The sequence below is a fragment of the Pirellulales bacterium genome (genome assembly GCA_019636335.1).
GTDB lineage: Bacteria > Planctomycetota > Planctomycetia > Pirellulales > JAEUIK01 > JAHBXR01.
The window spans coordinates 345,819-358,903 of the sequence record JAHBXR010000003.1 but is presented as its reverse complement, the minus strand read 5'-3'; the positions used below and the strand labels follow the sequence as shown (position 1 = coordinate 358,903).

At 64.0% G+C, this 13,085-nt stretch carries 9 protein-coding genes; 4 read left to right on the top strand and 5 right to left on the bottom strand.

What is annotated here, in order from left to right:
• Nucleotides 1-57: 57 nt before the first annotated feature.
• Nucleotides 58-666 carry a hypothetical protein gene (locus tag KF708_05435; protein MBX3412142.1) on the bottom strand — a complete coding sequence of 203 codons (609 nt, stop codon included), beginning with the start codon at nt 664-666 and terminating at the stop codon, nt 58-60.
• Between the two features lie 249 nt (nt 667-915).
• On the opposite strand from KF708_05435, the gene KF708_05430 reads away from it, so the two are divergent.
• From KF708_05430 to KF708_05420, 3 genes are all read left to right on the top strand, one after another.
• On the top strand, nt 916-1,620 hold the full coding sequence (locus KF708_05430; GenBank protein MBX3412141.1) for a response regulator transcription factor: 705 nt from the start codon (nt 916-918) through the stop codon (nt 1,618-1,620).
• 1 nt (nt 1,621) lies between these two features.
• Nucleotides 1,622-3,088, top strand: a complete 1,467-nt coding sequence (locus KF708_05425) for a HAMP domain-containing protein (GenBank protein MBX3412140.1) — start codon at nt 1,622-1,624, stop codon at nt 3,086-3,088.
• Nucleotides 3,089-3,203: 115 nt separating this feature from the next.
• Nucleotides 3,204-4,412, top strand: coding sequence for a type VI secretion protein ImpB (locus KF708_05420; GenBank protein ID MBX3412139.1), 1,209 nt, complete (start codon nt 3,204-3,206; stop codon nt 4,410-4,412).
• A 53-nt stretch (nt 4,413-4,465) separates the two neighbouring features.
• On the opposite strand, the gene KF708_05415 is transcribed toward KF708_05420, so the two are convergent.
• From KF708_05415 to KF708_05405, 3 genes are all read right to left on the bottom strand, one after another.
• Nucleotides 4,466-6,421: a preprotein translocase subunit SecA gene (locus KF708_05415; GenBank protein MBX3412138.1), complete on the bottom strand. Its 1,956-nt coding sequence runs from the start codon at nt 6,419-6,421 to the stop codon at nt 4,466-4,468.
• Nucleotides 6,422-6,648: 227 nt separating this feature from the next.
• Nucleotides 6,649-8,934 carry an HTTM domain-containing protein gene (locus KF708_05410; GenBank protein MBX3412137.1) on the bottom strand — a complete coding sequence of 762 codons (2,286 nt, stop codon included), beginning with the start codon at nt 8,932-8,934 and terminating at the stop codon, nt 6,649-6,651.
• A 138-nt stretch (nt 8,935-9,072) separates the two neighbouring features.
• Nucleotides 9,073-10,101 carry a hypothetical protein gene (locus tag KF708_05405; GenBank protein ID MBX3412136.1) on the bottom strand — a complete coding sequence of 343 codons (1,029 nt, stop codon included), beginning with the start codon at nt 10,099-10,101 and terminating at the stop codon, nt 9,073-9,075.
• Nucleotides 10,102-10,430: 329 nt separating this feature from the next.
• Between KF708_05405 and ggt the strand changes: the two genes are divergently transcribed.
• Nucleotides 10,431-12,185, top strand: a complete 1,755-nt coding sequence (gene ggt, locus KF708_05400; protein MBX3412135.1) for a gamma-glutamyltransferase — start codon at nt 10,431-10,433, stop codon at nt 12,183-12,185.
• 13 nt (nt 12,186-12,198) lie between these two features.
• Here the strand turns inward: ggt and KF708_05395 are convergent, their stop codons facing one another.
• Nucleotides 12,199-12,846, bottom strand: coding sequence for a hypothetical protein (locus KF708_05395; GenBank protein MBX3412134.1), 648 nt, complete (start codon nt 12,844-12,846; stop codon nt 12,199-12,201).
• Nucleotides 12,847-13,085: the final 239 nt, after the last annotated feature.

The window sequence follows — 13,085 nt, the reverse complement described above, 5'->3', positions numbered from 1 at the left end:
CCGACGCGCATCGGTCGGGCCGCCCCCCCTCTCACCGGTCGGCACGTGGTATACCGCTCACGACTGGTAGGATGCGGCGTCGAGTTCGAGATGATCTTCATCGGCCAGCGAGTCGGGCCAGAAGATGATGCAGCGCTCGTCTGCTTCGAGCGTCTCGATCATTTCGCGGCAGGCTCGCGTCACCTCGGGCTCGAAGCTGATCGTGAGCCAGCCGAGCGCGCTGGCCGAGATGGCCAGATCGCCGCGCGAGACGGTGCCCGGCAGTCGCCCCTTCGCCGAGGTGACCACCAGGTGGGCAGCACGCGCACGCCGCTGTACCACGTCGGGCAGGTAGGCGTCGAAATCACCGGGCAGCACCAGCACGGCCGAAAGCTGTCGCCCAGCCGGCAGCTTCTCGCAGGCCCGCCATAGGGCGAGCAGTTCGTGCGCCGTGCGGTAACGCACGAAAGTGACGCCCCCTGGTGCTTCCTCGACGCGTGCCGGCCATTCGAGTTCTTCGCCATCGTCGTTCGGCCGTGGGCAGCGGTAATCGGCCTTCGTACAGGGGGAAAGCATCGTGTCTCCTTGAAAGAGGGCGAGTTCGCACGCGGGAATACGACCGTAACGGGGCATACCCCGGCGCTGGCCGTGACGCCAATACTGCCGGATTCGCTTCAGGATGCTCATGGCCGAGGCCTCCGATTCTCGGGGAAACTTGTCTCGAGTGCCCAGGGCAATCATCGCCCGCGCGGCTAAGTCCAGCGTGAAACCTCGATAAAATCGAGTTCATGCACGTAAATCGAGTTCCGGGTGGATCGCGCGCCGCTGCGCACTAGGCAGTTGCCCCCCGAAGATGAAGCAGATTTCATCTTCGCCTCAGGTGGCATTCAGGCAGCCACGGTAGAATGGAGAGACAGCTCTCTCCCCTTCTTTTCCATGGTTCGCCACTCCATGAGTAGTCGCATCCTGCTCGTCGAAGATGAACGGCGGATTGCCGATTTTCTCGTGCGGGGGCTCACCGAAGAGGGGTACCAGGTCGAGCATGCCGCCGATGGCCCCACCGGAGATCATGCCCTCCATCACGGAACGTGGGACCTGGTGCTGCTCGATTGGTGGCTGCCCGGCGAAGACGGCATCGATCTGCTCAAGCGATTCCGCGGCCGCAATCGCTCGACCCCCGTGATCATGCTGACCGCGCGCGACGCCGTGCCCGAACGGGTCGCGGGACTCGACGCCGGCGCGGACGACTATTTGTGCAAGCCCTTCGCCTTCGAGGAACTACTGGCGCGGATTCGCGCGCTCTTACGCCGTCCGGAACAGCAATCGGGGCTGGTGCTCGAGAAGTTGGGCATCCGGGCCGATCTCGCCAGCCAGCGCGCCACGCGCGAGACGATTCCGCTCGAACTGACGGCCAAGGAATTTTCGCTCCTGTGCCTGTTCTTGAGGCATCCTGGCACGGTGCTCTCGCGGACGCGAATCTTCGATAGCGTCTGGGGCGATCAATACGACGGCCTGTCGAACACGATCGAGGTCCACGTGAAGGAACTGCGTCGCAAGCTAGAGGCCTACGGTCCCCGGGTCATTCAAACGCGGCGCGGCCGCGGGTACGTCTTCGAAACCGAAACCGGAGACGACGACTAACATGACCCTGGTGAATCGTGTTTCGGCGTTCTTTCTAGCGGCGCTCGCCATCTGCCTGGCAGGATATTCGCTGCTGGGCTACGTGCTGATCCGCGAACACCTTTACGGCCAGTTCGACAATCGGTTGCGCAATGCCTTCCGGGTACTCACCGCCGCCATCGAAGTCGAGCCCGAGGGGGTCAAATGGCAGCCCTCGGACCACACGATCATGCTCGGCGACGAGCGCGACGCGGACGACGTGCGTTGGGTGATTACCGATCCGCGCGGTCACGTCGTCGATCGGTCGCGTAATCTCGACGCCGCCACGGTCGCCGATGCCCGGCTGCTCGAATGGTCGGCGCGGAGCGCCGGCGATCCGCACGAGATCGTCGATGTGGCCCCGTGGCGTCTGATGCAGCAGACGCTGGCAGCGCCCGATCCCAGCTCGGGTGACGATCGTGACGCGGATGAGTTCGACGCCCTGACCCTGACCGTGGCCGGCGTACCGGGAGAGTTGCACGCCAACTTGTTCCAGTTGGCACTCCTGCTCGTCATGCTGCCTGCGGCGTTATGGATCGTGGCGGCGATCGTGGGCCGGCGTTACTGCCAGCGGGCGCTTCATCCCGTCCGTTCGATGGCAGACCAGGCGCGCGCCATGCAGGGAGCCGATTTTCAAACGCGGATGGACGTGGCCGCGCGTCGCGACGAACTAGGCGAACTGGCCCTCGCCTTCAACGGACTGCTCGATCAATTGCAGCAAGCCTTCGAGCGCCAGCGACGCTTCACCGGCAACGCGGCGCACCAACTGCGTACTCCGCTGACGGTATTGCGCGGCGAGATCGATCTCGCCCTGCGCCGGCCGCGCAGCGCCGACGAATATCGCCAGACACTCGAAACGTTGAGTCGCCAGACAGAAAATCTGCAACAGATTGTCGAGACCCTCTTGTTCCTTGCCCGGGCCGAAAGCGATGCCGCGGCGCCGCAGAAGGACGAACTGGCATTGGCCGCCTGGTTGCCCGAACACCTGGCCCGCTGGCGGGCGCACGAGCGTGGCGATGACCTCACCTGCTCGATCGATCCCCGGGCGCGCGTGCTGGCCTCAGCCACGCTGCTGGGTCAAGCGATCGATAATCTGCTCGAGAACGCGATGAAGTACAGCCCCGCGGGCACGCCCGTGCAGGTACACGTCATCACCCAAGGCCCGGAGGTGGCCATCTCGGTCGAGGATGACGGCATCGGCGTGCCGGCTTCCGAGCGGGACCTGGTCTTTGCCCCCTTCTATCGATCTCCGGCAGCCAGGCAATCGGGCTCGGAAGGGATCGGGCTCGGATTAGCGCTCGTGGCTCGCGTGGCCGAGGCGCTCGGTGGCCGTGTGGCGTGCGAGGCGAAAGGCACGCGCGGCGCGCGCTTCGTGCTGTACCTGCCGCTGTCAGCTTCTGTGGGCCACACGACGGATTACGATCTCGCTCAGGGCCAGAGCCTGTCGTGATGACTGGACACCACGCTCCCGCACAACGGGAAAAGCAGGGCTGACTTGCGGATCGTGCGGCCCTAGCTATAGTGTACAAAAACACACCTATCCTTGGCGCGTGGGCGATTGAGCCATGAACTGGATGTTGATGGACATGAACTCTTACTTCGCCTCGGTGGAACAATATCTCCGCCCCGAGTTGCGCGGTCGGCCCGTGGGGGTGATTCCGGTCGAAACCGACAGCACCTGCACGATTGCAGCGAGCTACGAGGCCAAGCAATGCGGCGTGAAGACAGGAACCCTGGTTCCGGAAGCGAGGCGTTTGTGTCCCGGCATCGTGCTGGTCAAGGCGCGCCCGCGGATCTACGTCCAGATCCACCACCGCGTGCTTCAAAGCGTCGACCAATGCGCCCAAGTCGAGCGTGTCTATTCCATCGATGAATGGAGCTTTCGACTGCGAGGCGAAGACCGACATCCCGCGCAGGCCCAACGGCTTGCGCGGCGCATCAAGCGGCAAATCGGCAAAGATTTTGGTCCTTGGATGACGTGCTCCATTGGTATCGCCAGCACGCGCCTGCTGGCCAAAATAGCCAGTAATCTGCAGAAACCGGATGGGCTGGTTGTGCTCGAGATCAGCGACCTGCCCGATCGTCTCGATCATCTGCCGCTCGAAAGTCTCTGCGGCATCGGTCACGGCATGCGCGTGCGTCTCGAGGGATATGGCATCCGGACCGTGCGCGAGCTCTGGGCGATTCGCCAGGAGCAGGCCGTGCGGATTTGGGGGTCGGTAGCGGGGGCTAGCTGGTGGGCGGGCTTTCACGGCCACGATGAGCCGGAGCAGCCGATCCAGCGCCGATCCATGAGCCACAGCAATGTGCTGGCTCCCCCTTTTCGGAACGAGGAATCGGCACACGGCATCCTGGTGAAGCTCGTCTGTAAGCTGGCCTACCGATTGAGGCAAGTCGGATACTCCGCCAGCAGCTTACAGGTCTCCGTTCAGGACCTGCGCGGCGCTCGATTTTCGGATGAGATCGGGTTGCCGCGGACCAACGATACGCCCACGTTATTGGGGCAGTTCTCCAAGCTGTGGCAAAGACGCCCCGCGAGCCTCTCTCCGCCAAAGAAAGTGGGGGTCTGCGTCACGGGGCTGGAGTTGACCTCGCAACTTTCTCGCGTGTTGTTCGACGAGATCGACAAGCTGCAGCACATCTCGCAGGCGATCGATGAGATTAACCATCGCTGGGGACCGTCGGCCATTTACTACGCCCCGGCACATCCCTATCGCGATGCGCTGGAGAACAAAATTGCCTTCGGGCGAATTCCCGACGAATGCGAATGGTAGCGGGCCCGCGTGAATCGGGCTCGCTGGCTTCCTGCCGAGAAAAAAAGAAGCGTCTACCCCGCCGTGTCGAGGTAGGGATCCTGCCCCATTTGCGTCTGCAGCTTCTTCCGTTCTTTCTCGTAGTGCATGAGCACCTTGCGGTCGCGGTAGTGGCGGCGTTCGATGCGGCTTTGTGCCTTGCGGAACAGCTTGCCGCTCGTCCTGACGCGGCCGGGATTGTCCGTGCCTTGTGCCTTCAACTTGCGCGAACGATTCGGCCCCAGGCCGCCGAGCAGAATGTCGTCGTCGAGCGCCAGATACTGACGGAACGTACCGGGATCCCCCTGGCGTCCGCAACGGCCGATCAACTGGCGGTCGATACGGGCCGAATCGTGCATCTCGGTACAGATGACGTGCAGGCCACCGAGCTCGTGGATCCCTTCTCCCAACTTGATGTCGGTACCGCGGCCGGCCATGTTGGTCGACACGGTGACGCGTGCGCGCTGACCGGCCCGCGCCACGATATCGGCCTCGGTCGCGATATGGTTGGCGTTGAGCACCTGGTGCTCGATGCCGATGGCCGTCAGCAGCCGCGAGAGCAGTTCCGATTTGTCGATCGAGCGCGTGCCGATCAGGATCGGCCGGCCCGTGGAGTGTACCTCGCGCACTTCATCGATGATCGCGTCCCATTTCGCTTCGGCGGTGCCAAAGACGGCATCGTCCAGCCGCTCGCGCACCGCGGGGCGGTTCGTGGGAATCGGCACGACGCGCAGCTTGTAAATTTTGTGCAACTCGCGCGAGGAACTCGACGCCGTGCCGGTCATACCGGCCAGGCGCTCGTAGCGCAGAAAGAAATCCTGCACGGTGACGCGGGCGGCCTGCCCCGTTTCCACGGTCACCTTGACCTCCTCGCGGGCCTCGACGGCCTGATGCAGACCGTCGCGCCACTTGCGCCCCTCGGCCAGGCGGCCGGTGAACTCGTCGACGATCACGATTTCGCCATCGCGGATCACGTACTGACGATCGAGCGTGAAGGCGCGCTCGACCTTGATGGCCCGCTCCACGTACTCGTAGATCGTGAACATGCCGACGGCGTCCATCGCCTCAGGCTTGGGCAGCATGCGCACGAGCTGCCGACCGGCTGCCGTCAACTCGACCGACTGCCGCTCGTGATCGTAGTCGTAGTGCTCTTCGTCTTCGAACTCGTTCGTGATGCCGGCGCTCCACTTGTAACACTCGACGGCGATCTTTTGCGCCTCGCTGGGCAAGGCACTGATGATCAGCGGCGTGCGGGCCTCGTCGATGAGAATACTGTCCGCCTCGTCGACCAGGGCATAGTAGGCGCCCCGCTGCACCGGCTTTTCGCTACTACCGGCCGAGTCGTGTCCCAGCATGCCCCCGAGGAAATCGACCTGGCCTTCGCGAATGCGGCGCAGCAACAGGCGGTCGCGCAGGAAATCGAAGCCGAATTCCTTGGCCGTGCCGTAGGTGATATCGCAGGCGTAGGCCTCGCGTCGCTTGGCCTGCGACATCTGCGTTTCGACCACGCCGACCGTCATGCCCAGCATCTCGTAAATCGGCCGCATCCACTCGGCGTCGCGGCGAGCCAGATAGTCGTTGACCGTGGCCAGGTGGACGCCGCGTCCGATCAGCGCATTGAGATACAGCGGCAGCGTGGCCGTCAGCGTCTTGCCTTCGCCCGTCTGCATTTCGGCGATCGAGTGGTGGTGCATAGCGATGCCGCCAAGCATCTGCACGTCGTAGTGCCGCATGCCCATCGTGCGGCGACCCGCCTCGCGCACCAGGGCAAATGCCTCGGGCAGCAGACGATCGAGGGGCTCTTGGGCCTTGGCCCGGTAGCGTATCGACAGGCTGCGTTTGCGCAGCTCGTGATCGTTCAACTCGAGCAACTCCGGCTCGAACGAGGCGATCTTCGGCAACAGCAGCGACCAGCTCGCCAGCCGACGCCCCACGGGCCCCGAGGTCCACGACTGCACGCGAGCGGTAAGAGATTGACCGATGAGGTTCAACGATGGTGTTCCGGCAGACGTTTCTAGAAGGAATCAGCGACGGCGGCGTTTTGTCTCGCCGTTGTGCAGCGAGATCTTCGTCGCCCGTCTGTATTACTTGGGGTACTCTCCGTTCCAGTCTAAGTAATCCCCTAAAACCCCTCAACGCAATTGTAGGTCGCGCCGCGCGCAAGGGAATTGACGATTCTGCCGGCCGTTGCAGCGACGCAGTCCATCGCACCGGGGCATCACGGCCGTGGCCGCGGCGCGTCGAGGGGCAGGATCCATTCATTATGGCCAAAAAGCCGTAAAGGCACGGCGGCCAGATCGGCCTGCGGATCGATGAGCAACTGCGGAGGACGCGGCACCAGGGCGACGTAGTTCGTCACGAAGACGCGCGGGCGGCGCCCCTGCTCTTGCTCCCAAAGTTCGGCAATACGATTCGCATACTGGTGAATCATGTAGGGTCGCACCTGCATCATCGAGTCTTGCAAGCGCAACAGGTCAGCGTGCTGATTCCAGAGCAACTGATAGTTGCCCTGCGGGTCGGCATAGACGAGCGTCCGCGGCAGCGACGACCACTCCCAATGCGCGTTGCGTTCCAACTCAGCGAACACGTGCTGCGCGGCGGCCCCCAGGGGGGCGAGCTTCGCGCGATCGAGGCGCATCACGCCCTTGTCGTCCGTTTGTGCGAGCGCCGCGTCGTCGATCACGTAGATGCCCGCGGGAACCGACTTCGCGCCGGAGGTGGCCAAGGGAACCGAGTCTCGCAACAAGGCGCGCAATTGGCGGCCATACTCCGGCTCGACCAAGAGGATCGAGAGGGCCAGTTGCAGGCTCTGGAGCTTGCCGTCGTAGTCGGGCGCGCCCGGGGTGGCGTCCTCCACTTCGGCGGCACGAATCTGGGCGTAACGCCCGGCATCGCTGAGATGCACGGGGACACGGTCCGCCGTGAGCTGCTTATCCCAGCCGTTGAGCAGTTCGGCAAGCGTCCGCGGGACGACCAAGGGATCGCCCGCGACGGGCCGTTGAAACGCCTGTTGCCAAAGCGAGCCGATCCGCGAGCGCGACTCCTCCAGCGTCGGCGCCGGCCGATCGGCGGGAAGATCGTGCCGCGCGTTGTAAATCAATCGCTCGCCAACGAAGGGAGAGTATTCGATGAACAGCTCGGGCATGGCCCGCCAATCGATCGCCGCGGGGGCCACGTCATGATAGACCGTGACCGGCGTGCCCAAGGCCTGCCAGTCGATCTGCCAGGCGCCCTGGGCATCGCGCCCGAGCACGCGTGCGTCTTCGACGCGAAACACGGGAGACCGCGTCAACTTGAGATTGCTCTTCATCCGCCAACTGAAGCGTTCTCCCTCGTTGGTCCAATTCACGTCGCCGGCGATGGCGTAGTGTCTCAAGGGCCACAAGGCTTGAAAGGCGACCCAAGCGACGATCATGGCGAACGCCACGCTGCCGATGAGCTCGTGCCGCTTCGGCGCGACACGTGGCGTCGGAGCAGACCACCAGCCTAGCGCCGCGCCTACCCCCGGCAGCAAGATAGCGCCGCCGATCAGCCAGCGCCACTCGGGGCGGGGAAGACGACGTTCGCGCACGGCATGCCAGAAGCGGCGCGGCCAGTCGGGCTCGAGGAAGATCGTCGCCGACAAGACTCCCAACAGCGGAAACCAGCCGATATCGTCGAAGAACAAAAAGTGGTTCAGGCCGTGAAAGATGAGCGTGAGCACGATGCCCAGCGCGCGCGTGCGGCGAAAAACGAGCAGGAATCCGATCAGCAGGTCGTAGAGCAAACCGCAGTAGCCCAGAAAATAGGCGGTCTCGGCCCGGCTCGCCAGCTCGCGAATCGGCTGCATGAACGCGGCGGGCAGCAGGGCTTCGTACGGCGCCCAAACGCCCGGATCGCGGAGCAGCGTTTTCATCGGCTCGCCATCGAGCAGGTACTGCGTTTGCAGCTTCGTGACGCCTCCGAAGAAGTACACGAGAAACAATTGCGCTCGCAGCAAGAAGATCGACCAGAACGGCACGTCCGAGGCAGGCTGTCGGCGCGAGGATGTCTGGCGCGAATGACGCCAGCGGTCGAGGCTGAAGACCTGCGCGGCAGGCATCCAGGCGAGCAGGAACAAGAGCAAACACTCGAGATAGTAGTGGTTGTTGTAGATCGATTCGTCGAGCAAAAAGATGTACGTGCGGGCCAGGAATGCCACGACGATCGCCACGCGGTAGTACAGCCCCAACGCGACGAACGAGCCGGCTAACAACAGAACCAGGCAGTGCGTGGTCATTCCCGGCTCGGGCCAGGGACGTACCCATTCGAAGCCGTGGTAGGGAAAGAACCAGTGCGCCGGGGGCATCGAGAAATGGTTCGCCACGCCGACGGCGTAATCGGCTTCGCTCGCCGAGCTGGGTACCAGCAGCGAGCAGGCCGTCAACACGACCTCCACCCCCAGGAAGATGCGGAACATCGCCAGCGACGCGCCATCGACCCGCGTGGAAAGCAGCTCGACGAAGCGGTTCTTCAAGGCGTGCAAGGCGAACGGTCCGACGGGCGGCGAGAACGGGGCACTGACCGAGAAGCGGTCGCGCGGACAACTATCGTCAACCTAGTTGCCGTCGAGGGGGGAATCAAGATTCGACCCGATTCCCTCCCGGTGCTCAGGCCGGGCCGACTATTGCTCCAGCAATTCGATCCGGTCGGCGTAATACAACGGCGCAAAGCCCTTCGAGCTTTCGTCGTATTCGCCAAGTTGACCGTAGGCGGTGACGTAGTCGCCCGGGCGCAGGTCCCCCATGTCCGTGTCGTCGGGCAGGAGCACGCTGCCACCGTGATCGTCGGTGGCGCCGTCGATCGGGATGTAGCGCAGCTTCCAGCGCCGTCCGACTTCGGAATACTCGAGTTGGCCTTTCACCCAGCGATACTGCGGATCGTAACCATAGACGGCGGCATAACCGTCGGCCACTTCGTCGCGCAGGGCCGGACGGCGAGCTACCGCATAGACCGAATTCGAAGCCTCCCTACCGGCCGGCTTCGCATACGACGCGCTCTGCACTGCGTTCGGACGCGCGGGAGGAAGTTGGCCGATCTCGACGATATCGCCAGCGGGCTGGAATCGTGCCGGTTCTTGCTCGGCCGATGGCATAACGTGCTCATCGGCGACGACTTCGCTTTTCGCGCTGACCGCCACGACGTCTCCTGGCACGGTGGCCGGTTGTTTCTCGTTCAATCGCACGACCGACCATTGTGGCACGCTCACCACGGCCTGCGTGGCCGGTGCCACGGCGCCGGCCGGCTCGGCTGCCGCGGCCTGTTCAGTAAGGGGTGCCCGCGGAGCAACGGCCGGCGTCGACCAGCGTCCACGCGTCAGACTGGTTCCGCCGACCATTTGCTGTTGCGGCGTCGCGCTCACCACTTTCATGCGCTGCGTCGAGGCCGGAGGCGCGGAACTCGTCCCCAGCGGGGGCATCGTCGTGGGTGGGGCGCCGAACGTGCCGCTGGGCATTTGTCCCCCTGGCGGCACGCTGGGCAACACCGGAGGCGGCGCACCCTGGTAGTACGGCGCCGCCGGCGGCGCGGCTGTCGTCCCCGTGCCTGGGGGTGGCACCGTCGTCGGCCCAAAAAAGGGATTCTGCATCGGCGCGTTGGAATGGCAGCCTGCCAGTAATACGACGCTCGCTGTCAGCGTCCAAAGCCGGCTCATGAAAAAGTTCCTCAAGTATTCCCACGCGACAAAGCGTGCTTGGACGAACGACTGGCGCCGGGCGGTCGCCTGGTTGGCCCGAACGGCCTCGAGACAAGTCTCCATCCACGATCCGGTAGCCGGGCGGAGGATGGGGGGCAGTAGATTACCGATTCGAGAGGGTGTGTCCAGGTCGGTTTCGCGCGCCAACACCTCTCCGCACGATTCCACCAACACGCTAGCGGCCCACGATGGCATCGAGTCCGCAGCGCCGGTAGAGTGGGCGAGTATTCCGCCGCCGTCAGCAGCGATGTGACAGCACCCGGCGCCGACTTGAACGTGGAAAACGTATGATGCGCATCCATCGATCCGCTACTCGTCGTGTGCAAGTGCTGGCACTGCGCACCGGGACGTTCGTGCTTTTGCTGGGAGTCTTGTCGATGATCTCGCCCGTTGCCCGCGGATACGATCGGCCCGCCAAGAATCGCCATCAGAGCCGCTCGGTCGTGACGGCGACAAACGGCATGGTGGCCACGAGCCAGCCACTGGCGGCGCAGATCGGACTCGACGTGCTCAAGCAAGGTGGCAATGCGGCCGATGCCGCCATCGCCGCGAGCGCCGCCATCGGACTGATGGAGCCCATGAGTTGCGGCATCGGTGGCGATGTCTTCGTCATCTACTGGGACGCCAGGTCGAAGCGACTCTATGGTCTCAATGGCAGCGGGCGCAGCCCGGGTACAATCTCGCGCGACATCTTTGCCGCCAAGGGAATGCAGTACATCCCCGACGCGGGACCGCTGTCGTGGTCGGTGCCCGGCTGCGTCGCGGGCTGGGAGGATCTCCGCGAACGTTTCGGCACCAAGAGCCTGGCCGAGTTGCTCGCGCCTTCGATCGAGTCTGCCGAGCAAGGCTTCGCGGTGACGGAGATCATCGCCGCGGGGTGGCAGGCCTCGACGCGAATGTTGTCGCAGCACCCCGACTCGGCAAGAACATATCTTCCCGGCGGCCGCGCGCCGGTCGAGGGGGAGATCTTTCGCAACCCTGATCTCGCGCGCAGCTACCGAGCGCTCGCCACGGGGGGACGCGATGCGTTCTATCGTGGCCCGCTGGCCGAGGCCATCGTGGCCTTCAGCCACACGCAGGGTGGTTACTTCGAATTGGACGATTTCGCCGAACATCGCTCGGAATGGATCGAGCCGGTGTCAACGACGTACCGCGGGCACGAAGTCTGGGAGCTCCCGCCCAACGGTCAAGGCATTGCCGTACTGCAGATCTTGAACCTGCTCGAGCCCTACGATCTGAAATCGATGGGGCACAACAGCGCGGAGTATCTGCACCTGCTGATCGAGGCCAAGAAGCTCGCCTATGCCGACCGGGCCAGGTTCTACGCCGATCCGGCCTTCGCGAAGTTGCCCACTGCCGAGTTGATCTCGAAACCTTACGCCGACGCGCGTCGCAAGTTGATCGACCGCCAGCGGGCGGCACAAAAGGTTCCACCTGGGGATCCGAAGCTCGCCCACGGCGACACGATCTATCTCACCGTGGTCGACCGCGACCGCAACTGCTGCTCGTTCATCCAAAGCAACTATTATGGCTTTGGCTCGGGAATGGTGCCGGGCAACCTGGGCTTCGTGCTGCAGAATCGGGGCGCGCTCTTCTCGCTCGATCCCCAGCATGCGAACACGCTGGAGCCACGCAAGCTCCCCTTTCACACCATCATTCCGGCGATGGCCACTCAGGATGGCGTACCCTGGCTCGTGTTCGGCGTCATGGGAGGCGACATGCAGCCGCAGGGGCACGTGCAGGTGTTCCTGAACATGGTCGAGTTCGGCATGAACGTGCAAGAAGCGGGAGACGCGGCGCGGGTGCGGCACCTGGGCAGCGCCACCCCCACCAGCGAACCGGCCGATCCGCAGGGTGGCCTCGTGACTGTCGAATCGGGCGTCAGCGAACAGGCGATCGCCGGCCTACGCGCCAAAGGGCACCGCGTCGAGCAGAGCGTGGGAGACTTTGGCGGATACCAGGCGATTCGGATCGACTGGCGGCACGGCACGCTCGCCGGCGGAACCGAACCGCGCAAAGATGGCGCGGCAGTCGGCTATTAAAGCCAGGGAGTCACTAGGTCGCCGGGAAGCGGCCCTCGTACTGCAGATTCTCGACGAACGACTTGGCGTCGGTGTAATCCTGCGGGCGCATGTTGCGAATGTTCGCCAGCAGCGCCTGGAGCAAACCGTCGGCCGTGGCCGAGATGGCTTCATAAATCTGCGGATCGACGTGCCCCGAGTTTTGTGCACGTTGGGAAAACAACGTGTCGAGCTCTTGCCGATACTGCGCGTAGTCTTGCGTCTGCAACGATAAGGGCCAGTCGATGCTACCGGTCACCGGATCAAGATCGGCCGCCCCCGGTCGTTCGAGCCGCACCTTGGGCGTATTGCGGAAGGGCTCGGCACCCGGCGAACGGGTGTTGCGGGCAGCCCGTTCCGCCGCGAGATACGAATGGTTCATCTGTCGCATCTCGAAGTAGGTCTGCGTCGCCTTCAGGCGATTGTCGAGTTCTTGCGAGCGAGCGGCCTCGAGGTTTTGCACGGCCATCGAGTCGAAGAGATTAGCCATGCCTTGCGACCGCACCAGGTCGGCCATGCCGCGCTGGTAACCCTCGGCCGCCGTCGAGGCATGCCAGCCGCCGTAGTAGGGCCCCCATTGCGCATCGGCCTGACTGGCCGTGGCCAACAGCAGGACGATCACCGCAGGTACGACTCGCTTCATCGCTTGTTCCTCGGGCGGGGCGAAACCGCGACCCCTCCTGGCCCGTAGCACCTTCCAGGGGAGCCGGCACAACCGTGCCCGGCTCGCGGGCGCCGTTTCGCTTACGGAAAACTATATGCCAAAAAACGGTGCTTGGACACCATTCGGCACACTATATTTACGTGATGGGCCCCCGCCGGGACTCTGCCTAGCGGCTGCCATGTGAACGATTCGGACCGGAGTTTTCGGAGAGGCGATCC

Coding starts and splice junctions, on each gene's coding strand:
- KF708_05435 (MBX3412142.1), bottom strand. CDS start 666: ATGAGCATCCTGAAGCGAATCCGGCAGTATTGGCGTCACGGCCAGCGC.
- KF708_05430 (MBX3412141.1), top strand. CDS start 916: ATGGTTCGCCACTCCATGAGTAGTCGCATCCTGCTCGTCGAAGATGAA.
- KF708_05425 (MBX3412140.1), top strand. CDS start 1,622: ATGACCCTGGTGAATCGTGTTTCGGCGTTCTTTCTAGCGGCGCTCGCC.
- KF708_05420 (MBX3412139.1), top strand. CDS start 3,204: ATGAACTGGATGTTGATGGACATGAACTCTTACTTCGCCTCGGTGGAA.
- KF708_05405 (MBX3412136.1), bottom strand. CDS start 10,101: ATGAGCCGGCTTTGGACGCTGACAGCGAGCGTCGTATTACTGGCAGGC.
- ggt (MBX3412135.1), top strand. CDS start 10,431: ATGATGCGCATCCATCGATCCGCTACTCGTCGTGTGCAAGTGCTGGCA.
- KF708_05395 (MBX3412134.1), bottom strand. CDS start 12,846: ATGAAGCGAGTCGTACCTGCGGTGATCGTCCTGCTGTTGGCCACGGCC.